The organism is Nocardia vinacea (assembly GCF_035920345.1).
GTDB classification, from domain to species: Bacteria; Actinomycetota; Actinomycetes; order Mycobacteriales; family Mycobacteriaceae; genus Nocardia; species Nocardia vinacea_A.
Window position 1 is genome coordinate 6,719,113 of the sequence record NZ_CP109149.1, and the last position, 23,421, is coordinate 6,742,533.

At 65.7% G+C, this 23,421-nt stretch carries 18 protein-coding genes, 1 tRNA gene, 1 other RNA gene and 1 pseudogene; 8 read left to right on the forward strand and 13 right to left on the reverse strand.

Features of this window, described 5'->3' with window-relative positions; all coding sequences use genetic code 11:
* Positions 1-820 precede the first annotated feature (820 nt).
* Positions 821-2,383 (reverse strand): annotated as a pseudogene (locus tag OIE68_RS30650) (DNA polymerase III subunit gamma and tau); the annotation flags it as partial.
* Positions 2,384-2,850: 467 nt separating this feature from the next.
* Between OIE68_RS30650 and OIE68_RS30655 the strand changes: the two are divergent.
* Positions 2,851-3,675 carry a hypothetical protein gene (locus OIE68_RS30655; protein WP_040685977.1) on the forward strand — a complete coding sequence of 275 codons (825 nt, stop codon included), beginning with the start codon at positions 2,851-2,853 and terminating at the stop codon, positions 3,673-3,675.
* 82 nt (positions 3,676-3,757) lie between these two features.
* On the forward strand, positions 3,758-5,053 hold the full coding sequence (locus OIE68_RS30660; RefSeq protein WP_327094486.1) for an ammonium transporter: 1,296 nt from the start codon (positions 3,758-3,760) through the stop codon (positions 5,051-5,053).
* A gap of 50 nt (positions 5,054-5,103) precedes the next feature.
* Here OIE68_RS30660 and OIE68_RS30665 read toward each other — a convergent pair whose 3' ends face one another.
* Positions 5,104-6,363 (reverse strand): neutral zinc metallopeptidase, encoded by a 1,260-nt coding sequence (locus OIE68_RS30665; RefSeq protein ID WP_327094487.1) that lies wholly within the window; start codon positions 6,361-6,363, stop codon positions 5,104-5,106.
* Between the two features lie 4 nt (positions 6,364-6,367).
* Entirely contained in the window at positions 6,368-7,285 is a 918-nt protein-coding gene (locus OIE68_RS30670; protein WP_327094488.1) for a neutral zinc metallopeptidase, read from the reverse strand.
* Between the two features lie 450 nt (positions 7,286-7,735).
* Here OIE68_RS30670 and OIE68_RS30675 point away from each other — a divergent pair, with 450 nt between their 5' ends.
* Complete coding sequence (locus tag OIE68_RS30675) at positions 7,736-9,346, forward strand: DUF2207 family protein (protein WP_327094489.1); 1,611 nt, start codon at positions 7,736-7,738, stop codon at positions 9,344-9,346.
* Positions 9,347-9,473: 127 nt separating this feature from the next.
* Here the strand turns inward: OIE68_RS30675 and OIE68_RS30680 are convergent, their stop codons facing one another.
* From OIE68_RS30680 to OIE68_RS30700, 5 genes are all read right to left on the reverse strand, one after another.
* Positions 9,474-10,739 carry an ROK family protein gene (locus OIE68_RS30680; RefSeq protein WP_327094490.1) on the reverse strand — a complete coding sequence of 422 codons (1,266 nt, stop codon included), beginning with the start codon at positions 10,737-10,739 and terminating at the stop codon, positions 9,474-9,476.
* Positions 10,740-10,823: 84 nt separating this feature from the next.
* On the reverse strand, positions 10,824-11,030 hold the full coding sequence (locus OIE68_RS30685; protein WP_040685950.1) for a hypothetical protein: 207 nt from the start codon (positions 11,028-11,030) through the stop codon (positions 10,824-10,826).
* Between the two features lie 120 nt (positions 11,031-11,150).
* On the reverse strand, positions 11,151-12,584 hold the full coding sequence (locus tag OIE68_RS30690; RefSeq protein WP_327101871.1) for an MFS transporter: 1,434 nt from the start codon (positions 12,582-12,584) through the stop codon (positions 11,151-11,153).
* A 174-nt stretch (positions 12,585-12,758) separates the two neighbouring features.
* Positions 12,759-13,472: a hypothetical protein gene (locus OIE68_RS30695; protein WP_327094491.1), complete on the reverse strand. Its 714-nt coding sequence runs from the start codon at positions 13,470-13,472 to the stop codon at positions 12,759-12,761.
* A gap of 112 nt (positions 13,473-13,584) precedes the next feature.
* A complete protein-coding gene (locus tag OIE68_RS30700; RefSeq protein ID WP_327094492.1) occupies positions 13,585-14,178 on the reverse strand; it encodes an HhH-GPD-type base excision DNA repair protein in 594 nt (197 codons plus the stop codon).
* Between the two features lie 188 nt (positions 14,179-14,366).
* Between OIE68_RS30700 and OIE68_RS30705 the strand changes: the two genes are divergently transcribed.
* Positions 14,367-15,215, forward strand: a complete 849-nt coding sequence (locus OIE68_RS30705; protein ID WP_419150582.1) for a methyltransferase domain-containing protein — start codon at positions 14,367-14,369, stop codon at positions 15,213-15,215.
* A 60-nt stretch (positions 15,216-15,275) separates the two neighbouring features.
* Here OIE68_RS30705 and OIE68_RS30710 read toward each other — a convergent pair whose 3' ends face one another.
* Complete coding sequence (locus OIE68_RS30710; RefSeq protein ID WP_327094493.1) at positions 15,276-16,565, reverse strand: aminotransferase class I/II-fold pyridoxal phosphate-dependent enzyme; 1,290 nt, start codon at positions 16,563-16,565, stop codon at positions 15,276-15,278.
* 143 nt (positions 16,566-16,708) lie between these two features.
* Positions 16,709-16,803: signal recognition particle sRNA small type (gene ffs, locus OIE68_RS30715), an RNA gene on the reverse strand.
* A 140-nt stretch (positions 16,804-16,943) separates the two neighbouring features.
* Here ffs and OIE68_RS30720 point away from each other — a divergent pair.
* Positions 16,944-17,031, forward strand: a tRNA-Ser gene (locus OIE68_RS30720).
* Between the two features lie 318 nt (positions 17,032-17,349).
* Positions 17,350-17,838, forward strand: coding sequence for a YbaK/EbsC family protein (locus OIE68_RS30725; protein WP_327094494.1), 489 nt, complete (start codon positions 17,350-17,352; stop codon positions 17,836-17,838).
* Positions 17,839-17,890: 52 nt separating this feature from the next.
* Here the strand turns inward: OIE68_RS30725 and OIE68_RS30730 are convergent, their stop codons facing one another.
* Entirely contained in the window at positions 17,891-18,622 is a 732-nt protein-coding gene (locus OIE68_RS30730; RefSeq protein ID WP_327094495.1) for a hypothetical protein, read from the reverse strand.
* A 124-nt stretch (positions 18,623-18,746) separates the two neighbouring features.
* Complete coding sequence (locus OIE68_RS30735) at positions 18,747-20,396, reverse strand: WS/DGAT domain-containing protein (RefSeq protein ID WP_327094496.1); 1,650 nt, start codon at positions 20,394-20,396, stop codon at positions 18,747-18,749.
* A 167-nt stretch (positions 20,397-20,563) separates the two neighbouring features.
* Between OIE68_RS30735 and OIE68_RS30740 the strand changes: the two genes are divergently transcribed.
* Complete coding sequence (locus OIE68_RS30740) at positions 20,564-22,189, forward strand: cytochrome bc complex cytochrome b subunit (RefSeq protein ID WP_327094497.1); 1,626 nt, start codon at positions 20,564-20,566, stop codon at positions 22,187-22,189.
* Between the two features lie 84 nt (positions 22,190-22,273).
* Here OIE68_RS30740 and OIE68_RS30745 read toward each other — a convergent pair whose 3' ends face one another.
* Positions 22,274-22,483 carry a DUF397 domain-containing protein gene (locus OIE68_RS30745; RefSeq protein ID WP_327094498.1) on the reverse strand — a complete coding sequence of 70 codons (210 nt, stop codon included), beginning with the start codon at positions 22,481-22,483 and terminating at the stop codon, positions 22,274-22,276.
* A 420-nt stretch (positions 22,484-22,903) separates the two neighbouring features.
* Between OIE68_RS30745 and OIE68_RS30750 the strand changes: the two genes are divergently transcribed.
* Entirely contained in the window at positions 22,904-23,404 is a 501-nt protein-coding gene (locus OIE68_RS30750; RefSeq protein ID WP_327094499.1) for a DUF309 domain-containing protein, read from the forward strand.
* The last annotated feature ends 17 nt before the right edge of the window (positions 23,405-23,421 follow it).

Genomic DNA, 23,421 nt, shown 5'->3' on the forward strand with positions numbered 1-23,421 from the left:
ACTCACCCACTTGCACCGCAGCACCAGCTGCGGCCTGATCCGCGCCACCCCGCTCGGACCGCCGAACCGCGGCATCTTGATGCGCTGCGGCACTCGTCGGCTCGCTCGCTTGCGCTGATGCATCGACCCCTGACACCACTCGATCGGCGGCAGCCTGGTCAGACTGCTGAGCCGAAATCGGCTGCGCGACTTCCGAATTCGACGATGACGCCGCGGCGGCACCAGCACCTGCGGACCGTACGTGGTCACGCCCTCGCGGTGTAGTTGCGTCGGAGACCGCCTGCACCCCTTCGGTTTCCAACGATCCAGCACCAACGGGCGAACCCGTGCCGCCAGCGGGCTCGCCCGCAACGCGACCGGGGACGACAGTTCGATCCGTGGACTCGACGGCCGCGGACGGGGCGGAAAGCTCACTCCGCGCAGCATCGACCGGCGCTGCGTCAGCGCCCGCCGAAGCATCAGTCCGTGCCTGTCCCTCGGGCGCCGCCGCGACAGGTGCACCGCTTGTCCCGCTCGAGGCATCAACTCCGGCTGGCTCTGTGGCACCGACCTGGCTGGTGCTCGAGTCCTGGTCGACAGCCGTGCGATCGGCACCCGTCGGCGCCTCGCCGCGCTCGGCCGTCGAATCATCCGGCACGAAAGCGAATCCGGATCCGGCTTGCCCTGGTGCCGCGCTCTGCCCGGCAGCCGAATGCTGGTGCGCGGCCCGGGCCTCCGCTGCCGCCGAGTTCGTTGCTGTCGCAGCGCTTTGTCCAACCGTCGGATCCTGCCCACCGGCCTGGCTCTCTTGATCGGCACCCTGCCCGGCGGTCGAATGCTGTTCCGCAGCGGCTGCGCGCTCTGCAGGCAGGCTCTGCCCTGAAGCACCCGCCTGCGCGGGGCCACCAGCCTGCCCGGCAGCACCAGCCTGCCCGGCAGCACCAGCCTGCCCGGCAGCACCAGCCTGCCCGGCAGCACCAGCCTGCCCGGCAGCACCAGCCTGCCCGGCAGCACCAGCCTGCCCGGCAGCACCAGCCTGCCCGGCAGCACCAGCCTGCCCGGCAGCGCTCGCTGGGCTCGCGCTCGGGCGGGTCGCGTCCTTTTCGCGACGGGCGGCGGCGAGGAGTTCTGCGCCTCGGCGGCGCGGGGGTTCGTTGGACGACCGCGGCGGCGCCGAAGAGGACGGGGCTTCGGACTGTGCCGGAGCGGAGGCGGATGGGGGCGCGGCGGTGGGCGCTGCCATCGCACCGGTGGCTATGCCGCGTTCGAGGCGCTCCAGGCGTTGCAGGGTTGCGGATTCGGCGTCCGAGACCGACGGGAGGAGCATGCGGGCGCAGACGATTTCGAGCAGGAGGCGCGGGGCGGTGGCGCCGCGCATTTCGCCGAGGCCCTCATGCAGGAGTTCGGCGTGCCGGGCCAGGGTGGCCGGGCCGGTACGTTCGGCCTGTTCGCGCATGCGGTCCAGGACATCACCGGGGCCGGAGACCAGGCCGCGGTCGGCGGCATCGGGGACAGCCTGCAGCAGGATCAGATCGCGCAGACGTTCCAGCAAGTCGACGGCAAAGCGGCGCGGATCGTGACCTGCCTCCATGACGCGATCGATGGTGCCGAAGAGGGCAGCGCCGTCGCCGACGGCGAGCGCGTCGATCGCATCGTCGATCAGCGCGACATCGGTGACGCCGAGCAGCGAAACCGCCCGCGAATAGGTGACGCCCTCGGGACCGGCGCCCGCGAGCAGCTGGTCGAGCACACTCAGGCTGTCGCGCGGCGACCCACCGCCCGCGCGAATCACCAACGGGTACACCGCTTCCTCGACCGGCACCTGCTCCTGCTCGCAGATCTTGCCGAGCAGTCCGCGCATGGTGGCGGGCGGCAGCAGCCGGAACGGGTAGTGGTGCGTACGGGACCGGATGGTGGGCAGCACCTTGTCCGGCTCGGTGGTGGCGAAGATGAAGATCAGATGGGCGGGCGGCTCCTCGACGATCTTGAGCAGCGCATTGAACCCGGCCGTGGTGACCATATGCGCCTCGTCGACGATGAACACCCGATACCGCGACTCCGCGGGCGCATAGAAGGCCCGATCGCGCAGTTCGCGGGTGTCGTCGACACCGCCGTGACTCGCGGCGTCCAGTTCGATCACATCGAGGTTCCCCGGACCGCCCGGTCCGAGCGCCACACAGGACGAGCAGACGCCGCACGGTGTCGAGGTCGGGCCCTGCACACAGTTCAACGAGCGCGCGAGGATGCGCGCCGAGGAAGTCTTGCCACAGCCTCGGGGACCGGAGAACAGATAGGCATGACTGATGCGACCGGTGTCGAGCGCGATACTCAGCGGGTCGGTGACGTGCTCCTGACCCACCACTTCAGCGAACGTTGCCGGTCGGTACTTCCGGTACAGAGCCACGGCCAGAGGTTACCGGCGCCCACCGACAAAGCGCATTCCCCTCGACCGACAGGCCGGGCGCGGCGTGCTGTCGGGCGTTTCGCGACGGTAATGTGATGTAGATCACAGGATGCTCAGATCTTTGTTAGCCCCCACTGATCAGCGCCGAAGGCGGCAAAGTCGGAGCAATCGAAGATCGAGAACAGCCGAACAGGGCATTTTGGCGCCCGTCCAGTGCACTTCGCGGCGATTAGTTGGACTCGCGCCCCGGTTCAAGAGCTATTTGCGGAGATAACGAATCAATCAACGAGCATGACATCGACGCAATCGCCTGGCTACCGTGGTTAGCGGCAACTTCGGTAGCCAAACCTTCATCAGGTTGGTGGCCCCGGCCGGTCCCTCATCCCGACCGGGGCACAACCTGAAATCCTATAATTCCGGCGTTTTTCGCCGAACTCACACCACTTCCACCGGAGGAAATTTCCACCGTGCCGTCGTGTGACGACATCGCCGCCGCCTGGCTTTCGAGCACTGATTTCGCCGACGACCATGCCGCCGTCGACCTGCTCAGCCGGGCGATCAGCCCCCAGGACTTCGCGATCAAGCGCGATTCGCTACCGGTGGCCGCCGCCGCCGATCCGTCGACCGCCGCCGCCATCCTCGAACTACTGGAACGCGGCCAGGTGCCGACCATGGCGGCGATCCGCACCCTCACGGCGCAGAACGAGATGCGCCGGGAGGCCGAACGCATCGAACGGCTCGGCCGCCGGGCCCAGCGCAGCATCGATGACTTCGGCCGCGTACTTGCCCGGCTGGCCGAGGACCATTGGCTCGCGCACGGCGCCGGCCCCACCCGGCGTGACGTACTGCAGTCCGAACCGGTGATGACACTGATCCGGGACCGGATCGGCGATATCGCCCCGACCGCGGTGAAACACCTCTGGTTGATCGAGCGCGCACAGCGCGCCGGCTGGATTGCCTCCAATGCCAATCCCGGATCCCTCTGCGCCGCAAGACGCTTCTACTCCGCGAAGTACGGCAATCGTGTCTCGCTGCGACCGGTCAATACGATCGGCACGATAGTCGCGACCTACCTGCGCGACTATCTCGCCGAAAATGACCGCGCGCCACGCTGGTCCACCCTCGCCCACGACCTGCGCGACGATCGCGGCCGCCGACTCTTCCACGACACCGCCGACGCGCGCATCCAACGCCGGTGGCTCACCACCGCCGAATGGATGGCCGAGAGCGAGGAGCTTCCGGTGCCCGGGCGACGCGGTCTGCGCGCTCTGGCCAAGAAGGCGCGGCGCTGAACTGTCTGGGCCGATACTCAGGGACGATGTGACCATTCGGTAACTTCTTCGCAACGCATACACGCGTGGAAGGAGTTACCCCGTGTCCTCAACCATCGATCCCGCGGCCACCGCCTGGCTGCTCATCAGCACGGCCCTGGTGCTGCTGATGACGCCCGCGCTGGCGATTTTCTACGGCGGGATGGTGCGCTCGACCGGCGTACTCAACATGCTGATGATGAACTTCATCGCGATCCCGCTGGTGACCGTGGTGTGGCTGTTGGCCGGTTACAGCCTCGCCTTCGGCGAGGACGCGGGCGGCGGTCTGATCGGTAATCTCGACCACTTCGGGATGGCGGGTATTGATCCGAATTCGGTACACGGCACGATCCCAGAACTGCTGTTCGCCACCTTCCAGCTGACCTTCGCCATCCTGACCGCGGCCCTGGTCAGCGGCGCGATCGCGGACCGCGCGAAATTCGCGGGCTGGATGGTCTTCGTGCCGCTGTGGGCGCTGGCGGTCTATGTGCCGATCGCGCACTGGGTGTGGGGGCCGGACGGCTGGCTGGCCTCCTTCGGCGCGCTCGACTACGCGGGCGGCATGGTCGTGGAGATCGCCTCCGGCGCCTCCGCGCTGGCGCTGGCGCTCGTGCTCGGCCCGCGCATCGGCTTCAAGACCGATGCGATGCGTCCGCACAACCTGCCGTTCGTACTGCTCGGTGCGGGTCTGCTGTGGTTCGGCTGGTTCGGTTTCAATGCCGGGTCGGCGCTATCGGCGAATGGTGTTGCGGCAGCGGTATTCCTGAACACCCTGGTGGCGGGCTGTCTGGGCATGCTCGGCTGGCTCGCGGTCGAGCAGATCCGCGACGGTCGACCGACCACCTTCGGTGCGGCTTCAGGCGTGGTGGCCGGCCTGGTCGCGATTACGCCTTCATGCGGTTCGGTGAATACGCTCGGCGCGCTCGTCGTCGGCCTGACGGCCGGTGTGGTGTGTTCGTTCGCCGTCGGCTGGAAATTCAAGGCGGGCTATGACGATTCACTCGATGTGGTCGGCGTGCACTTCGTCGGCGGCATCGTCGGCACGCTGCTGATCGGACTGCTGGCCAACCAGGTGATGACCGGTGGTGTCGAGGGCCTGTTCTACGGCGGCGGACTCGCGCAGTTCGGCAAGCAGCTGGTCGGCGTGCTGGTGGTCGCGGCGTATGCGTTCGCCGTCTCCTTCGTGCTCGGCAAGGCCATCGACCGGTTCCTCGGATTCCGGGTCAGCAAGGAAGACGAGACCGCGGGCATCGATTTCGCACTGCATGCGGAGACCGCGTATGCCGAAGGCGTGCACGGACATGCGCCGCGTCGGCTCGGCGAAGGGCACTTCGGGCAGTCGCACGGCGGCGATCACTGATACGAAACACCAACAGCGTCACGACACCTGGGTTGCGGCCCACGACACGGCTACGCGACGTCGTCCGAGGACGCCAGCCAGGTGTTGCACTGGGGTGTCCGGTCGGTCTTGTAGCCCTGTGCGAACCAGTCCCCAGCGTTCTGCCCGGTGCCGTGATCGCGCGCGTCACCCTGCTTGTCGCCGCGACCATACGTGTCCTGCGTGGCGCGAGCCCCCTGCACATCGGTAAAGGCGCCATCGTAAACCGAGGTGCCGACGTACATTCCGGAGAAACACTGCGCCTGCAACTCCAGGCGGCGTGACAACTCCAGCCCGCGGGCGCTGCGGGTGCCCGCCGCGCTGCGTTCGGTGTTCATCTGCTGTGTCATCCCGGAGATCGCTTGCACGTGATGGCCGTACTCGTGAGCGAAAACCGCCAGGTAGATCACCACATCATTGCCGTACTTCTCGACTTGGATGTGATCGAGCGGCATGTAGATCGTGTGGTTCGCCGAACAGTAGAACGCCGCATAGCTGCCACCGGATGAGGTGCACGGCGACGACTCGTCCTCGGCTCGGGCGGGCGCCCGAACATTCGGGCTGGAGAACGGCAGATTCGAGCTCTGCAGGGCAGGCCGCCACTTCTTGTCCAGACAAGCCGCGGCCGCCTCGAAGAACCGTTGGGCCGCGGCGGCAGTCGAGGCCCAGGACGGATAGTCGCACTCGACATTGATCAGCCCGTTGTCGGCGTCGCTGAACAGCGGATTATCGCCGAGCTTCGCGACCGGTTGCGGCCCAGCGGGTTTTGTCGTTGTCGGTGCGGCGGCGCGGCTGGTGGTCGCCGCCGCGGCGCGCGATGTCGGGCTCGTCGACGAAGTCGGCGGGGTGTAGGTGTAGCTCGGCGTCGGCGGGGTGTAGGCCGACGGGCGGTTGCGCTTCTTCTCGTTATCGGCCGAAATCGCCGATGCGACAAACAGTCCGGCGACCAAGACGATGGCCGTCAACAGGCCGAACAGGACACTGAGACCCGCACCCGAACTCCGCCGCCGCGGCGGGTACGGACGCGGGGGATAACCCCGCCGCTGGTACGGCATCGGCGGACCGTACGGCGCGGTCGGTGCCCCATAGTTGGGCGGATAGCCCGGCGGCGGGCCATACCCCGCCTGGTAATCCGGCGGCGGCTGGTACCCGGGTGCGGGTTGATATCCGGGCGGTGGCTGGTATCCCGGTACAGGCTGGTATCCGGGCTGCTGCTGCGATCCGGTCGGCGCAGATCCAGGCGGTGGCTGGTATCCGGGCGGGGAACCATAGCCGTAGGGCGGCTGCGTCATCTACTCACGACACCGAACTGGCCGACGCGGTGAACGTATTGCACTGTGCCGCACGGTCTTTGTCCACTCCGATCTCGAACCACGCGCCACCGTTCTCCGTGGTCCCGTGATCGCGCATATCACCGCGCTGGTCACCGCGGCCGTGGGCGTCGCGGCGGGCGAGCGTGATCTGCGCCGTTTTCAGCGAACCGCCATTGGCCGAGGAGCCGAGATACATGCCGTCGAAGCAGTTGGCCTGCAACTCGATTCGGCGCGAGAGCTCCAAACCCTTCTCACTGCGCACGCCCGCGTCGACGCGATCGCTATTGGCCTTGCGCAGGATTCCGGCCATCGCCTGCACGTGGTGACCGTATTCGTGGGCGAAGACCGACAGGTAGACGATCCAGTTGTCCTTGAACAGATCGGTCTGCAGCTGACTGAGCGGCATGTAGATCGTCTTGTTCGCCGGGCAGTAGAACGCGGCGAAATTACTCGTGGAGCCGGTGCACGGCGTGGTGATGCCGTCCGTGCTCGCGCTGACATTCAGTGTCGGCGACTGGAACGGCAGATTCTTCTGTGCCAGTACGGGTTTCCACGCCGACTCCAGGCAGCTCGCAGCGGTCTCGAAGAACTTGCGCGCGGTGTCCACCTGCGTGCTCCACGGTGCGTACGAGCACTTCGCCGGAATCAAGGTGGTGTTCGGATCGGTCAGCAGAGGGTTGGTTCCGGTCTCCGATACCCCGCCGTTCGAATCCGGGGTGTAGGTCATGCTCGGGCCGGGGCCCGACGCGGTGCTACTGAGCCTGCCGTGCGAAAACGCGCCACGCACCAGGCCACCCGCGACCACGAAGACGATGATCAACAGCAGCGCGATCCACCCGCCGCCGCTCTTGCGCCGCTGTGGTGGACGCCCGGGTGGGCCGTAGGGAGTCGGCGGCGGCATCGGCGCGCGCTGTCCGTATCCGGGCGCCGGATAACCGGGCTGCTGGACATAACCCGGCGGCGGGCCATATCCGGGTTGACCGTAACCGGGCGAATAACCCGGCGGCTGGCCATATCTGGGCTGACCATAACCCGGCTGCCCTGGCGCAGGACGATATCCGGGCTGCCCATATGGCGAACCGGGACGCGGCGGAACCGGTTGTCCACCAGGCGGAACCGGCCCGTAACCGTACGGTGGTTGGGTCACGTCCCCCGTACCCCCTCGTCTCATGATCGCCGACAGTATTGAATTTGCGGCGCTCCCGGGCTTCGTGGGCCCGCCCATCGCCCACCGCCACCCTCGACGGGCGGCATGCGGCCGACTGTATCTATCCTGGCGCTACCGCCTGCGGGCCCATCGCTCGCGCCGGGCTGCTGACGCAGCTTAGCAACTTGTCTAGAGTAGGCAGCCATGCTGACTTTTCGGGGGGGCGCCGCGAGCGCGCTGCTTCTCGCCGCTGCGGGAATGCTGGCCGCCGCACCGGTTGCCCACACGGAGCCCGCAACCGATGGCGTCGATATTGTCGCGGATCTGAAACTGAGCCGCGAGGGTGTGCTCGAGGTCACCGAGAAGGTGACCGTCCCCGCCGACAGCGGCTTCAAAATGACTCTGCCGCTGCGCCTCAAGGTCGGCGACGATGTCGAACGCGTCTTCAAGGTCACCGATGTCGATACCAAGGGCGCCGGCACCGCGACGGTCGCGAACGATCTGTTCACCATCGATGCCAAGCCGGGTGAATCGACGTTCACCTATGCGATCCACAACACGGTCAGCGACGCTCCCGGCACCCAGGTCTTCCGCTGGCTCGGCACCATCAATGCCGATGTCGCATCGATCGACGCATCCCTGATCAGCCCGAGCTACGAAATGGGTGTGGTGGACTGCAAATTGGGCCCGCCCGGCAATCTGCGGCAGTGCTCCGATCTGCAGATCGAGGCAGACGGAGTGCTCTACTGGCGCCAGACCGACCTACGCAAGGGCGACAATATCGACCTGACCCTGCAGATGCCGCCCGGCACGGTGCCCGCCAACGCCGATATTCGCGACAACAGCGAGGCCGGCGCCTTCTCCTTCACGACTCCGGTACTCGTCGCATTCGGTGTGCTGCTGCTCGCACTGGCCGCAATGGCGGGCTACGTGCTCAAGACCAGACGGGAAAACGCCGCCACCACAGCCGGTTCGGAGACAATCGATCCGCTGCTGCGCGACGGTACGCAGGTCCAGTTCACCTCTCCGGACGGCATCCTGCCCGGCGAGGCGGGCGTATTGCTCGACGAACATGCCGATCCGAGCGACATCGCCGCGACGGTGATCGACCTCGCCGTGCGCCGGTACGTCTGGATCACGCCCGTCAGCGATAGCGATTGGCGCATCGACCGGGTGAACGCACCCGATGACCAGCTGCGCGATTACGAGAAGGCGGTTTACCGCGCACTGCTGCCGGACGGCACCGATTCGGTGACCGTCGGCGAGTTGCGTGCGCCGGGACGCGTGCAGTCCCAAACCGTGCGCAGCGCAATGCTCGCCGATGCGATCGAGCGCGGTGCATTCATCGATCGGGCCCGCATCGGATTGCCGATCCTGCTGGGTGGGGCACTGATCGTTGCCGGTATCGCCGCGACCATCGCCTTGGCGCTCACCGCGGGCAGCGCACTGGTCGGCGTCGCGATCCTGCTCACCGGCGTCGCGACGGTACTGCTGCCGCGATTCCTACCGGTGCGCACGGCGCAGGGCCGCGAACTCGTCAGCCAGATCCGCGCACTGCAGCGCGGCCTCGACGCGACCACCCGCGACCAGATCCCGCCCGCCGACCAGGAATTGGTCTTCTCCCGAGCGCTGCCGTTCATGGTGATCGGCGGCCGTGCCGACAACTGGATCCGTGCCTTCCGCGACCTGAACCCCGCCGCCGACTCCCAACCCGGCCTCTACTGGTTCGGCACCTTCGAACGCGACCGCAACCTGCAACGCTTCGCCGGCCACTTCCCCTACTTCATCACCGCCCTCGAAGGTCTCTTCACCTGAGGCCGGCCGCGGCCTTCCGTGCGATCGACCGCGGCTGGGCGGAACACAACAGCGCTATGCACAGGGGCACAACGCAATCGACCGGTCACCGGGGTCATCCCAGTGGCCGGTCGATTGCGGTCGGCGACTAGTCGGTCAGGGTGGTACGGCGGATGGCGGCGAGGGGGTCGGCGTAGATGGCGCTGAGTGAGGTGACCACTGCGGCGAATTCCTGGACCTTGCCGCCGAATCCGCTGATGCGGATGTCGGTCGGTGGGAGTTGGGAGGACTGGGTGAAGGCGCGGGCGACGTGGGCGACCGCCGGGCGGTAGCCGGTGAAGGCCTGGCCGCCGAGGATCACCCGGTCCGGGTTGAGCATGTCGCGGACCATCGCGACGGTGTGCCCCAGGATGGTGGCGCGCTCGGCGAGCAACTCCTGCGCGTCCGCCGCGCCGGCCTCGGCGGCGCGGTACAGGTCGGCGATGGTGGTACCGCCGGTGCCTTTGTGCGCCGGAATGATCCCGCGCCCAACGGCTCTGGCGTGCAGCGACCGATCACCGACGGTCACCTCGAGGCAGCCGCGCCGTCCGCAGGTGCATTCGACATCGGAGCCGGTCGGCAAGTGCGCGATCGAACCGGGACCGCTGCTGGGGGTATGCACCCGGCCATCCAAAGTCACTGCGATACCGGCGGTTTCACGAACGTAGAAATACAGGCTGCTGCCAGGACCACTGGTCCCACGCGGCTCACCGGTCGGCAACAGCAGTTCCGACGCGGCCATCGCCTCGACGTGCGGCGCAACCGAGACCGGCAGCTCGAGCACCTCGCCGAGCACCGAACCGACCTGCGCCCCTTGCCAAGCCAACTTGGGATGATCGACGACACCGGTCGCGGGATCGACCCGTCCACCGATCGCCACACCGGCCCAGAGCGGTTTGCGCCGATGCCAGCGCTGCAGGAAGGCCTTGGCGCTGCGCGCGACGGTGGTGGTCGCGAAGTCCTGACCGGTCTGCGGCGTCGCGATGGCCAGCCCACCGAGGATGCGCCCGCGCAGATCGGCCGCGACGATCTTGGTGACCGCGGCGCCGATGTGGATGCCGAGGGTCAGATAAGCCTCGTGGTCGATTTCGAACGGCACCCGCGGACGGCCGACCGCACCCGATGCGGTCAGGTCGGGGCGCTCGCGCAGCAGTCCGGTGGCCAATAGCGCCGAGACTTGGCGGTTGACCGTCGCGATGCTCAAACCCGTTGTGCGCGCGGCATTGTCACGGGAGACCGGACCGCCGGTCGCGGCGCGCAACACGGCTGCGGCCGGATTGTCGGCGATGCGGAGTTCCGGCGCGACGACGGGGCGCTGGACACGGACACGACCGGTTACGACCCTGGAGGCGGATCGATCAAGGGTGAGGGACATATGAAGATTCCTTGCTGAAGTCCCGTACCACGGGACGTGCCTACACGAGCGGCGGCGGGGCAGCGCACGAGCCGAAAGAGCGGCTCAGCTGCAGCAGGAACAACACAGTTCGCGAGTCAACGGCAGTCGCAGACCCAGTGCGGCGGTCACGTAGGTGACCCGCAGTGCGGTCGGACGGCTCGAAGACATGGGATCAAAGTTAACACCGAAATCGCCGTGTACCAAGCCCTGCCAGTGGCGCGCGACCTCGCCGAATGCGTGATTCGCATCGAAATCCTTGCCGCGCAGCATGTTCCGATCATACTGTGGCCCAGCGCACGATATGTCCGAAAACGCCGAATGGGGGTCGCCATTTGGCGACCCCCATGGGGTGACTGGCTCGCCCGGTTACGGGCCGTTCGCTCGTAACGGTCAGGCCGCTTCGGCGACCAACTGACGCCGGGCCAGCAGCGCGGTGGCCGAGGCGATCAGCCCGACCAGCGCGACCACGGTGACCAGGTACAGACCCGGCCGGTACTGCGCGATGCTGGTGGCGGCGCCACCGCTGATCAGCCCGGTGACCACGGCGAGCACGACCGCGCCACCGATCTGACCGGAGGTCTGCACCAGTCCCGATGCCAAGCCCTGCTCATGGTCGGCGATGCCCTCGGTGGCCTGCACCATGACCGAGGAGAAGCCGAGCGCGAAGCCCAGGCCGAGCAGCAGGAACGCGGGCAGGTAGTCCACGACGTAGGTCGGGTCGGCGCTACCGCCGAACGAGATGAACCAGACGTATCCGATCACGAACGAGGTCATCGAGGCGATGATCATCGGCGTGGTGCCGTAGCGATCGATCAGCTTGCCCGCGACCGGCGACAGGATCGCCACGATAATGCCCGTCGGAGCCAGGGCCAGCGCCATCTTCAGCGGCTCCCAACCCAGGGTGTTCTGCAGGTACAGCGACACGATCGTCTGGAAGCTGATGTAGGAGCCGAAGATGGCCAGTGCTGCCAGGTTCGCCCGCACGATCGACTTCACCTTGAAGATGCTCAGCCGCACCAGCGGGTGGGCCACCTTGTTCTCCACCACGAAGAACGCGCTCAGCAGGGCGACGGCGATTACCGCGGTCGCGACAACCGTTGCGGTGAGACCCTTTTCGGGTGCGGTGACGATGGTGTAGACGGCGGCCAGCATGCCACCGGTCAGCAGTGCGGCACCGGCGAAGTCGATGCGACCCTGTTCCTTCTCGATATTGCGCGGCACCACGAAGTAGGCGGTGACCACCACGGCCGCGACGACCAGCACCGGGACGTAGAAGGTCAGTCGCCAGTCGACGCCGGTGAGCAGACCCGAGACGATCAGACCGGAGGCGTAACCGGTGGCGCCGAAGACCGTGAAGATCGACAGCGCGCGGTTGCGGTCGTGGCCTTCCTTGAAGGTGGTGGTGATGATCGAGAGTGCGGCGGGTGCGGTGAATGCGGCGGCGACGCCCTTGATGATGCGGCTGGCGATCAGCAGCGCGCCGTTGTCGACCAGACCGCCCGCGAGTGACGCGAGTCCGAAAACCACCAGGGCCGTGAGGAATACCTGCCGACGACCGAGCAGGTCGGCGGCTCGGCCACCGAGCAGCAGCAGGCCGCCGTAGCCGAGGATGTAGCCGTTGACGATCCATTGCAGGCTCTCGGTGTCGAGGCCGAGTTCGGATCCGATGGACGGGAGGGCGACGCCGACCATCGAGACGTCGAGTGCGTCGAGGAACATCGCCAGACCGGCGACGAACAGCACGGCCCACAACTTCGGACCCCAATGGCCCGGGGCGTGCTCAGTAGATGCGGCGGTCCGGGTCTCGGATGCGGTAGCTGTCATAGTCACGTTCGATAATTTAGATGCACGCGCATTAAATGTCAACGCAAGTAATGTTCGCGCATAAAAGCCCAGGTCATGATCTTGCCGGTCAACACAAGAAGGCCCCGCCCAGTCGAGAGGTACTGGGCGGGGCCTGTTTCCGTGGCGACGGTGGGGCCACGGATGCTGTACGGCCTACTTGGCCGGGACGAGCGGCTGGTTGATGGTGGTGAAGTACTGGATCGCCGCACCGATCGCGACCGGAGCCGTGATCAGGATCTGACCGGCCAGGGTGCCCAGCGCACCGATGGCGATGATGCCGCCGAGGCAGCCGATGGCGGCGGCCGGGATGAACGCACCGAACAGGCCGACGATGGTGGCCGAGGCGACCGTCGCACCGGCGATACCACCGAGGACGCAGCCTGCCGCACCGCCGACGAGACCACCCACCAGCGTGCCGATGGTGGCCCCCGCCGAGATGGTGCTCGTCAGTCGCGTCCAGGCCGCGACCTCACGGTCGTATTCGGTCTTCCACGGCGCCTTGTCCTCATACGGCAGCGCGACCGGCTTGTAGACCGCGTGCTCGCGATCGATCTGCGGGGTCAATGTCGCGGTGCGATCGGAAATCTGTGCGGCGATAGGGAATTCGAAGTCATCGATCTGGAACCGCAGCGGGGTGCCCGCGAGCACGGTGCCATCGGCGGCCTTGATCTTGAAGACATCGTCCTCGACCACCAGCGAACCCGCGTCGGTCTTGATGATCGATGAATCGTTTACCGCTTGCGCGGTGAAATTTATCGCGCTGTCGTCGCTTTCGGTCGCGGCCGGGGCGGCGCCAGAGGTGCCCGCGGCCACCCCAGTAGCCATGGTCACCAGCGCCGCGACGACGGCGAGCTTCCTCATCCTCATGTACTGCATTCCCTCATCTCGGTGTTGCTCTCGAGGGAAAGCATCGGCGAGAACTCAATCGGGCACGAGGAAAAAATGCAGACAGATTCGAATAGGCAAACCCGGAGCGATCTCAGGACTTCTTGGCCGCGGCCTTCATCTGCTTCTTGAAAGCCCTTACTTCCAAAAGGGATTCGCCGTCGACAATATCGGCGGCCGAGCGCCGGGAGCCCGCTTCGGAATAGGCGCCGGCCGCCGCTTCCCACCCCTTCGGCTGCACACCGAGCTGCTTGCCGAGCAGCGCGAGGAAGATCCTGGCCTTCTGATCGCCGTAGCCCGGCAAGTCCTTCAAACGGCGCAGCACCTCTTTACCGTCCGGATCGCCCTGGGTCCAGATGCGTTCGGTCTTGCCGTCGTAATGCTCGCCCACATAGCGCGCGAGTTCCTGGGTGCGGCGGGCCATGGACCGGCCATAGCGATGAATGGCGGGCGGGGTCGCGCACAGTTCTTCGAACGCCTCGGTATCGGCGTCGGCGATCCGCTGGATATCGAAGCCGTCCATTCGGTCGGCGATCTTCTTCGGCCCGCGGAAGGCATGTTCGAGCGGGAACTGCTGATCGAGCAGCATGCCCGTCAGCAACGCGAAGGAATCCTCGGAAAGGAGTTTGTCCGCCTCCGGCTCCTGGGCGAGACACAGCTTGACAGTCGCCGACTTCGCTTTGGCCACGGGACTTCCTTTCGCTGGTACCGGACTTCTCCGATCATCTCACTCGGCGCCGCCGGCGACTGCTCGCCGGTCGCTCGAAAAGGTCGGCCACGTGGTCCCGCCCACCCGGATCAGCGGTATGCCCGAATCGTGACCCACCTCACAGTCCTGCCGTGCGATGCGGTCGGTGCCGAAGTAGGCTCAGCGCCATGCCTCAGACGACGGCAATACCTAGAGACGGAATCGGGCCCATGAATATGCAGGGGTTACGCCCGGATCGCTTCGATAGCGCGGGCCAGGATCAGTTGGTCGACGTGCGGGATCTGCAGGCGGCGCTGCCGGGCATCCGCCGACTGCGCACGTGGGCACATGAAGCATTGGCGCTGCAGCCCGGCGAGAGTGCGGTCGATGTCGGATCGGGCACCGGTACGGAGGTCATCGCCTTCGCGGATGCGGTCGGCCCGACCGGCACCGCGATCGGTGTCGAACCCGATCCGCAGCTGCTCACCTCCGCCGAACGCCGCGCCGAACAGGCCGGTTCGACGGCCAAGTTCCATTCCGGCGACGCCTACGGGCTGCCGTTCGGCGCGAATACCTTCGACGCCGCGCTCTGCGAGCGGGTGTTCCAACACCTGACCGCACCGAGTCGCGCCGCCAACGAGATCGCCCGGGTGCTGAAACCAGGTGGCCGTGTCGTTGTGGTGGACAGCGACTGGGGCACGGCAATCGTGCATCCCGGCGACCGTCAGGTGGTTCGCGACGTCGTCGACACCCTGATCGCCGCAACCACCAACCCGTTCTCCGGCCGCAGGCTACCCGGCCTGCTGACCAAGGCGGGCCTGGTTATCGACGAGGTCGGCTCGCACGCCCTGGTACAGGACCGGACGGTCGGCGCGGGCTCGCTGGTCAACCGCATCTCTGCCATGGCGGTCGCGCGCGGTTCCATAACCGAGAGACAGCGCGACCAGCTCATCGCGGATCTGAAACGGGGCGCCGAAACCGGTGATGTCCACCTATCGGTGACCATGTTCGCCGTGCTGGCCCATAGGCCGCACTGATATTCGAGCGAAAGCACAACGGGCGCATACCGATTCGGTACGCGCCCGTTGTGTGTCGAGCTATTTGTCGAGCAATTTCTCGGTGGCCGCGAGCAGGACGCAGGTGGCCAGACCGTCCATCGCCTTCTCCAGTTCCGGCAGCTGGGGGAAGCTGGGGGCGATACGGATATTCTTGTCCTCCGGGTCATTTCGGTACGGGAAGGCCGAACCGGCCGCGGTGAGCGCGATGCCCGCATCCTTGGCCAGCGCGATCACCCGGGCCGCGGTGCCCTCCAGCACATCGAGGCTGATGAAGTAGCCGCCCTTCGGTTCGGTCCAGGACGCCACCTTGGACGCGCCGAGCCGATCCTCCAGAATCCTCAGTACCAGTGCGAATTTCGGTTCGAGGATGGCGCGATGCTTCTGCATATGCGCGCGCACGCCGTCGGCATCCTTGAAGAACCGCAGGTGACGCAGTTGGTTGATCTTGTCCGGGCCGATGCTCTTCTTCGCCGCGTGCTCGAGGTACCAGTTCAGGTTCGGTGTGGACGCACCGAGGAAGCTCACCCCCGCACCGGCGAAAGTGATCTTCGAGGTGGAAGCGAAAACAATGGGGCGGTTCGGGTTTCCGGCCGCGGCGGCCATACCGAGCACATCGAGGACGGGTGCGGCGGTATCGGTCAGCGGATGCACCGCGTAGGCGTTGTCCCAGAACAGGCGGAAGTCCGGCGCCGCGGCGGGCATCGAAACCAACTCCTGGACAACCTCTTCGGAGAAGATGACACCGGTCGGGTTGGAGTAGTTCGGCACCGCCCACAGACCCTTGATCTGCGGATCACCGGCCACCAGTTCGGCGATGGCGTGCACATCCGGTCCGTCGTGACCGATCGGAATCGGAATCATCTCGAAGCCGAGCGCCTCGGTGATCGCGAAGTGCCGGTCGTAGCCGGGGCTCGGGCACAAGAACTTCAGCGTGGGCTCGGCCACCCAGCGGCGCTCGGAATCCGGTGTGCCGTACAGCAATGCGTAGCTGATCACATCGTGCATCAGCTCGAGGCTGGCGTTGTTGCCCGCGATCAGGTTCTCGACCGGAATGCCGAGCAGCTCACCGAAGATCGCGCGCAATTCCGGGAGACCGTGCAGCCCACCGTAGTTGCGGCAATCGGTGCCGGTGCCGTCCTTGAAATCGCCCGGACCGGGCAGCGTGAGCAGTTCCGCGGAGAGGTCGAGTTGTTCCGGCGAAGGTTTACCCCTGGTCAGATCCAGCGTGAGCTTCTCGGTCTCGAGCGTCGCGTAATTCGCGGTCTGGGTCTCGTGTTCGGACACGAGCTCCGGGGGGCTCATCAAACCGATCTGCGTTTGCCGGGGCATCCTGAGCAGCCTTTCGAAGCAGCGAAGGGGCGATTGACGTCCGAGCCGATTACCGCGGTCGGACCGTTTCATCCAGCCGAGCGCGTTCGACGTCCGGCGGACCGTGTTCACGTTACCCGGCGGCTGCTCCGAATTGGAGTGAATATAGGGGACCCCGCGCACCCGGCAGAGCCCGTTGACCCTTGCTGCCTTCCGGCCCTGGGGGAGTTCACAGGATGCGCGCCGCGCGGGATCCGTTAGCCAGTGTAGCGGGCGGATCCGACAATGATCACCACGGGGGTGGACCGCAACGGGTCGAACCGGGACCGAACTGGGAGTTCCCCGCCCCGACCAGCCCCATTTGGCAACCAACCGGGTGCACCCGGTATGCTCCTGCACGGAGGATTCGCCTAGTGGCCTATGGCGCTCGCCTGGAACGCGGGTTGGGTTAACGCCCTCAGGGGTTCAAATCCCCTATCCTCCGCCATGAACAGCGGGTCAGGACATGTTTTGAGAGTGTCCTGACCCGCTGTTGTTTTCGACCGTGGACCGAAAGCTGGCAGGCAGAGGTGCACCGCTGTGATCGAGCGGGGGCACAGTGCGTCGCTTGGTCGTCTCCGAGTAGGTCGGTGGCAAAGCCGGAGCCGCGGATACGACCGGCACTCGATAGGATTTAGCGGTTTGGGCCGACACCCACCGCTCAAAGGCGCAGACTATCCCGCAGAACGGTCTAACGCTGTGCACCCCGAGTGCCCATTGCCCACCGCATTTCAGTGGTGCACGAGCCGATCAGTGGAGGTCCGCGATGTCTATTTCGTCGACCGTGGAAGCATGCTTGCGCGATGCGGGCGTCACGTACGAAGTTGTACGTCATCCGCACAGCTTTACCAGCGCCCAGGCAGCGGAAGCGGCACATATCCCCGGCGACCGTCTCGCCAAGACGATCATGCTCGAAGACGAGCAGGGCTACGTCGGCGCGGTGGTGCCATCTACACATCACCTGCGTTTGTCGAAGCTGTGGTCGCAAACCGGACGACATCTGGTGCTGGCCAAGGAATCCGAGCTACGCAACGTGTTCCCGGATTGCGAGGTCGGCGCGATCCCGGCCGTTTGTAGCGCGTACGGCGTACAGACGCTGATGGACGAAAGTCTCACCACGGTGCCCGATGTCTACTTCGAGGCCGGCGACCACGAGGAGCTCGTCCACCTGGGTACGGATCAGTTCATGCGTCTGATGGAACAAGCAGAAAAGGGACACTTTTCGCACCGATCGAGCGCCGGCGAACAACACTGAGCCTTCTCCAACCGCTGACGCACCGACCTCGCTGTTTACCGTTGCCGCCCGGTCAGTTGTCGAAAATCGTGGTCATGATCCGGGTCGCCGATTTGTTCATCGGCTGAATGACATTCAGGTAGGTCCAGCGGGTGGGACGGACAACGGCGGTCCGCCAGGCGGCGGCCAAGGCCGTGCCGATGGGCCGCAGGATGGTGCGGCACACGGCGCGGCAAGGGGCTACCACGAGTACGCCGACGATGACGGTCGCGGCCAGCCAGCCGAAAATCAGGGCGGCGCGGAGTAGCCGCCACACGGGATGCATGACCCAATGCCAGAGCTGGCAGGCGGGCCAAGCGATCAGGTACTTACATGCCAGGTACAGCATGCGCAGGGTGATGGCGGCGATGGGGAACAGGATGTGCCTGGTCAGCCAGGTCAGAGTGGGTCGAAGGATGCGGCGCCAGAGGAAGGTCTCGATGGCGCGACGGAGGGGGCGCAGGAAGTAGTCGATGGCGAAGGCGGCGAGCGGGGTGAGCACCAGACCCCAGAGGACGTGGTGCAGGACCCAACCCCAGAGGAAGTCCTTGACGAAAGCCCAGGCCGGGCGGACCAACCAGTGCCAGGTGAGGTGGCACATCGGGCCGAGTAGGTGGTTCCCGATATAGATCAGGACGGCGGCGGTACCGCGGCCGAGCAGTTCAACGCCCTCCCATACCAGGCGCAGTGGAACGAGGATCACGATCGCGATGAGACGTGCGATCCACTGGCCTACCGAGATGGAGTCGGTTGGTGAGGTGGTCATCGGTTGCGCCCCCGCTCAATTGCCGCCGCAGCTGTCTCCGCCCGAATGTGTGAGCGTTCAATGCATTCGAACATGTCGATGTCGCTCGGACATGAGTAGAAGTACTGCCTCGGGCTGCGGTGAATCACCCGGTTGAGGTTTCGGGATGTCCCAATTCTGCTATGGCGCAGTCGAATACCTCGTTCAGCGCATCGCGTAGCAGGTCGACGTAATTATCGATGTCCGGTAATGCGGCGGTATCGGCGTGGATCGAGACGGTGACGGTGTCGCCGAGGCCGTGTACGCCGTGGGTCAGGTGCATGACCGAGCCGATTGCGGGGAAGCCGCCGGTGAAGCGGACCGGTGCGCCGCCGAAGGTCAGGTCGGCGGGGCCGCGGTGGACGCTGGAGACCACGGTGTGTCCGGCGATGGAGTGGGGGACGGTGTCGAGCGGGTAGCGCTCGATGTCGCGGCGTAGTAGTGGGGCGGGGGTGACGGCGGTGACGCGGTCCTGTGCGGTGAGCAATGGATGCTGGGCGCGGGTTCGGCGATCGGCTAGGGCTGCGGCGATCCTGTTCGCGCGGGCCAGTAGGTCCGGTTCGTCGATGAACAGGTCGACACCGAGGCTGCGATAGTTATTGCGAGCCGCTATCCGACTGTCGGACAAGGCCATCGGCACTTGCGCGCCCAGGCGGTCTGCTCGTTCACCTCGCGCCGTCAGATAGCGATCGAGTGCGATCGACACGGCGGTCAGCGCGACCACGGTCACGGTGCAGCCCGGGATGCGCAGCCGTTCGGCATCGCAGACGATCATCCGCACCTGATGGGCGTGTCTATCTGTCGAATCGCTCCGGTTCACCAGACTCGGTGTGAACGCGGGCCCCGGCCCGGGAAGCCTTCCCGCAGTGGTCAATTCGGCCAACTCCTGCTGTGCCCGGAATGCCTGATAGCCACGAATCGCCGTGCGCGCGAACTGAATCGGCATCCGGAGCAGCGCCAGCGCCGAATTCACGTGTATGGGATTCACCGGCGCCGCTTCGACTGCTGCTATACCGAGGCGTCGACCGAAGCCGGCGGACCTTCCACCCAGAGCCCGAGCAACCGACGCGGCACCGATAACCGAGGTAACCAGCGCGGACTCGGCAACCCGCTCAATCGCAACGCCCCGCTCGGCCCGAGCAACCGGATCCCGCGACGCGGCAACCGGCGCGGCACTGGCAACCTGCCCGGCCCCGGCAACCCGCTCGACTGCAACGCCCCGCTCGGCCCGGGCAGCCGGTAACCTCCCGGCCACCGACGCATCCCGCGCAACCAACTCACCCTCACCAACCTCAGAAAACAACCCCCTGGCGATCTCCGCACCCCGCCGGCCATCTGCCAACGCATGGGACAACTGCAGCACAACCACCATCGCCGGTCCAGCACCCCCCGGCGCACCGACGACCCGCCGAAACACATGCAACCGCCACGGCCGCACCGCGGCGTCCACCCCGGTACCGAGCAGTTTGCCGAGCACCTCACACACACTCGGCCAATCCGGTTCCGGAAGGATATGTTCCACAAATTGCTCGGCACGGAATTCACACCGAACCCATGCCGGATAGTCCAGATCTCCGGGCAGCTCGCGCAGCCGCACCGACAGGTCGGCAATCTCCGTACTGCGGCGCGCGACGAACTCGCGTAGTTGCGCACCGGAACGCCCGGAATCGTCGAAGCAATACAGCATGAAGAGGTCATTTCGGGTACGGCCCGACAGCCAGTACATCGTCGCGTCCTGGGCGGCCACCGTACTCACGACTCGACGATATGACACCGGGTTACCGGCGGTATTGGCCGGCACCGGGAAACTGAATGATCTTGTTCCACATTGCGGTTCAGGGAAACCTATCGATTCCTGGTCGATCCCCTGCTACCGTCTGTAGTAGAAGACATACCACCACTCACCGGAGCGGGGTGTCGGCCATGGCTGTTGACATAGGTCGTAAGGCAGGCGAACAAGCCAACTCCTTCGACGAGCGATATCAGGCCGCGAGATTCGTCAAACGGTCGATCAACAAGGTTTTTCCGACCCACTGGTCGTTCTTACTCGGCGAGATCGCGCTTTACAGCTTCATCATCCTGGTGCTGTCCGGTACCTATCTGACGCTGTACTTCGACCCATCGATGGCCGAGGTCACCTACAACGGCGCCTACCAGCCGCTGCGCGGGGTATCCATGACCCGCGCCTACGAGACGGCGCTGAACCTCTCCTTCGAGGTCCGCGGCGGTTTGTTCGTGCGCCAGGTCCACCATTGGGCCGCACTACTTTTCGCGGCCTCCATCATCGTGCACCTGTTCCGGATCTTCTTCACCGGCGCATTCCGCAAGCCGCGCGAAGCGAACTGGGTGCTCGGCTCGCTGCTGCTGATCCTGGCCATGTTCGAGGGGTACTTCGGCTACTCGCTGCCCGACGACCTGCTCTCGGGCACCGGCCTGCGGGCGGCGTTCTCTTCCATCACGCTCGGCATTCCGGTCATCGGCACCTGGATGCACTGGTTGATGTTCGGCGGCGACTATCCGGGCGACATCATCCTTCCGCGCCTGTTCATCGCGCACGTGCTGCTGTTCCCCGGCATCATGCTCGCGCTGATCGCCGCGCATATCGCGCTGGTCTGGTATCAGAAGCACACCCAGTTCCCGGGTCCGGGCCGCACCGAACGCAATGTGATCGGCACTCGTATCGTGCCGGTGTTCTCGCTGGATCAGGGCGCGTTCTTCGCGTTCACCCTCGGTGTCGTCGCACTTATGGGCGGCCTGCTGCAGATCAACCCGATCTGGGCCTTCGGCCCGTACAGCCCGGCCAAAGTATCGGCGGGCACCCAGCCGGACTTCTACATGATGTGGACAGACGGCATGATGCGCCTGATCCCGCCCTGGGAGCTGTATCCGGGCCGCTATACCGTGCCCGCACCGTTCTGGGGTGCGATGATCATGGGCCTGGTGTTCGCGGTGCTGATCGCCTATCCGTGGATCGAGCGTCGCCTGACCAAGGACACCGCGCACCACAATCTGCTGCAGCGCCCGCGTGACGTGCCGGTGCGCACCGCGATCGGCGCCATGGCGATCACCTTCTACGTGGTACTGACGCTGTCCTGCGTGAACGACATCATCGCTTACAAATTCGACGTCTCACTGAACGCGACGACCTGGGTCGGCCGGATCGGCATTCTGACCCTGCCTGCGCTGGCCTACTTCGCCGCATACCGCATCTGCCTGGGCCTGCAGCGCAGCGACCGCGCGGTGCTGGAGCACGGCATCGAGACCGGCATTATCAGGCGGCTGCCGCACGGCGAGTACATCGAGATCCACCAGCCGCTCGGTCCGGTCGACGAGCATGGTCACCCGATTCCGTTGACCTATCAGGGCGCGACGGTGCCGAAGAAGATGAACAAGCTGGGTTCTGCGGGCAAGCCTGGCACCGGCGGATTCTTCCGACCCGATCCGTGGCAGGAGTCCCGCGGTCATATGGCGGCCGAACACGAGGAAGAGCGCAAGCAGCTCGCCGTGCTACGCGCAGCTCAGGATCAGACCGACGGCCAGCACCACTGAGAATTGGGGCCACTGGGCACCTGCGAAGGCCCCGAGTCCGTGCCGACCCGGGGCCCGTGCTGTTGGTTCGGACGTACCTGTTGTTCAGGCGCGTCTGAACTCCCCCTGTGACATTCCGTTTAGGAACGCGTTCCACTCGCCGGGCGTAAACGCCAACAACGGACCGTAGCCGTTGTCTTTGGTGTCGCGGACCGCCACGTTGCCGTCGACGAGAAATGCGACTTCCACGCAGTTCCCGTCGGGGCCGCTGTATGTGCTCTTACGCCACACAGCGCCCGTCAAGTCAACTTCCACGGCACTAGCTCCTTTGCTGCGTCGAGAACGAGATTATTCTTCTGACATCGTTCTAACTAGCACCGGCATCCGGCGCGGAACGCCGAATCCCGCGGTGCGCCTTGCCAAAGCGCGCGACTTTCACGGTGCGTCGTGATCGCACTGCACTTCGAGGTGAATTCACCTCGCGGGGTCGCCCCCGCGCGGTAAACACTAGCAGGTTCATTGAGAATTTGCCGATCTCTTGCCCATTCAATGCTCGCATTTGCCAATCTTGCGAAGATGGGGAGTTGCGGAGACATTGCCGGAAGATGACATTCATTACTATGTTTGCTGGGCAGCAAACTTTTTGGGATGTGATTGCTCCGTGATCCGTCAATTAATCATGATCGAACCAGCTCGGGTGGACGCCTCCGACTCCGTCCATGGATGATGGGCAGCATGGTCGAACGCCCGCGCGACGAGGCAGGTCGCGCACGTAATCCCCGCCCACGCGACCGCTTCGGGCGGCCGCTGCCGGTCGGCAGCGTAGGCGTGCCGCGAATTCCGGACGACCTGAATCTGCCGCCCCAGCAAACTCTTTCCTATGCCCAGCAACTGCTGGATGACGGCCTGGCATTCAACGCACACGAGGTATTGGAGGCCGCGTGGAAGAACGGGCCGTTCGCCGAAAGGATGCTGTGGCAGGGTCTGGCGCAATATGCGGTCGGGCTGACCCACATCCAGCGAGCGAATCCGAAGGGCGCGCGCACCCTGCTCACCCGCGCGGTAACCCGGCTGCGCGCCTACGAAGCCGGTCCGGACACCGACCGAAACAATGCTGTGCCATACGGAATCGACCATGCGGGTCTAATCGCGCACGCCGAGGATCTGCTGGCTGCCCTCGACAGCGGAACCTCGATTCCCGAAGACCGACTCAAGCCGCGTCTGCTGATCCGGTGACCCGCGCCGGAGCACCT

Coding starts and splice junctions, on each gene's coding strand:
- OIE68_RS30695 (WP_327094491.1), bottom strand. CDS start 13,472: ATGAGGATGAGGAAGCTCGCCGTCGTCGCGGCGCTGGTGACCATGGCT.
- OIE68_RS30705 (WP_419150582.1), top strand. CDS start 14,367: ATGCCTCAGACGACGGCAATACCTAGAGACGGAATCGGGCCCATGAAT.
- OIE68_RS30675 (WP_327094489.1), top strand. CDS start 7,736: ATGCTGACTTTTCGGGGGGGCGCCGCGAGCGCGCTGCTTCTCGCCGCT.
- OIE68_RS30690 (WP_327101871.1), bottom strand. CDS start 12,584: ATGACAGCTACCGCATCCGAGACCCGGACCGCCGCATCTACTGAGCAC.
- OIE68_RS30740 (WP_327094497.1), top strand. CDS start 20,564: ATGGCTGTTGACATAGGTCGTAAGGCAGGCGAACAAGCCAACTCCTTC.
- OIE68_RS30670 (WP_327094488.1), bottom strand. CDS start 7,285: ATGCCGCCGCCGACTCCCTACGGCCCACCCGGGCGTCCACCACAGCGG.
- OIE68_RS30665 (WP_327094487.1), bottom strand. CDS start 6,363: ATGACGCAGCCGCCCTACGGCTATGGTTCCCCGCCCGGATACCAGCCA.
- OIE68_RS30725 (WP_327094494.1), top strand. CDS start 17,350: ATGTCTATTTCGTCGACCGTGGAAGCATGCTTGCGCGATGCGGGCGTC.
- OIE68_RS30750 (WP_327094499.1), top strand. CDS start 22,904: ATGGTCGAACGCCCGCGCGACGAGGCAGGTCGCGCACGTAATCCCCGC.
- OIE68_RS30685 (WP_040685950.1), bottom strand. CDS start 11,030: ATGCTGCGCGGCAAGGATTTCGATGCGAATCACGCATTCGGCGAGGTC.
- OIE68_RS30680 (WP_327094490.1), bottom strand. CDS start 10,739: ATGTCCCTCACCCTTGATCGATCCGCCTCCAGGGTCGTAACCGGTCGT.
- OIE68_RS30710 (WP_327094493.1), bottom strand. CDS start 16,565: ATGCCCCGGCAAACGCAGATCGGTTTGATGAGCCCCCCGGAGCTCGTG.
- OIE68_RS30730 (WP_327094495.1), bottom strand. CDS start 18,622: ATGACCACCTCACCAACCGACTCCATCTCGGTAGGCCAGTGGATCGCA.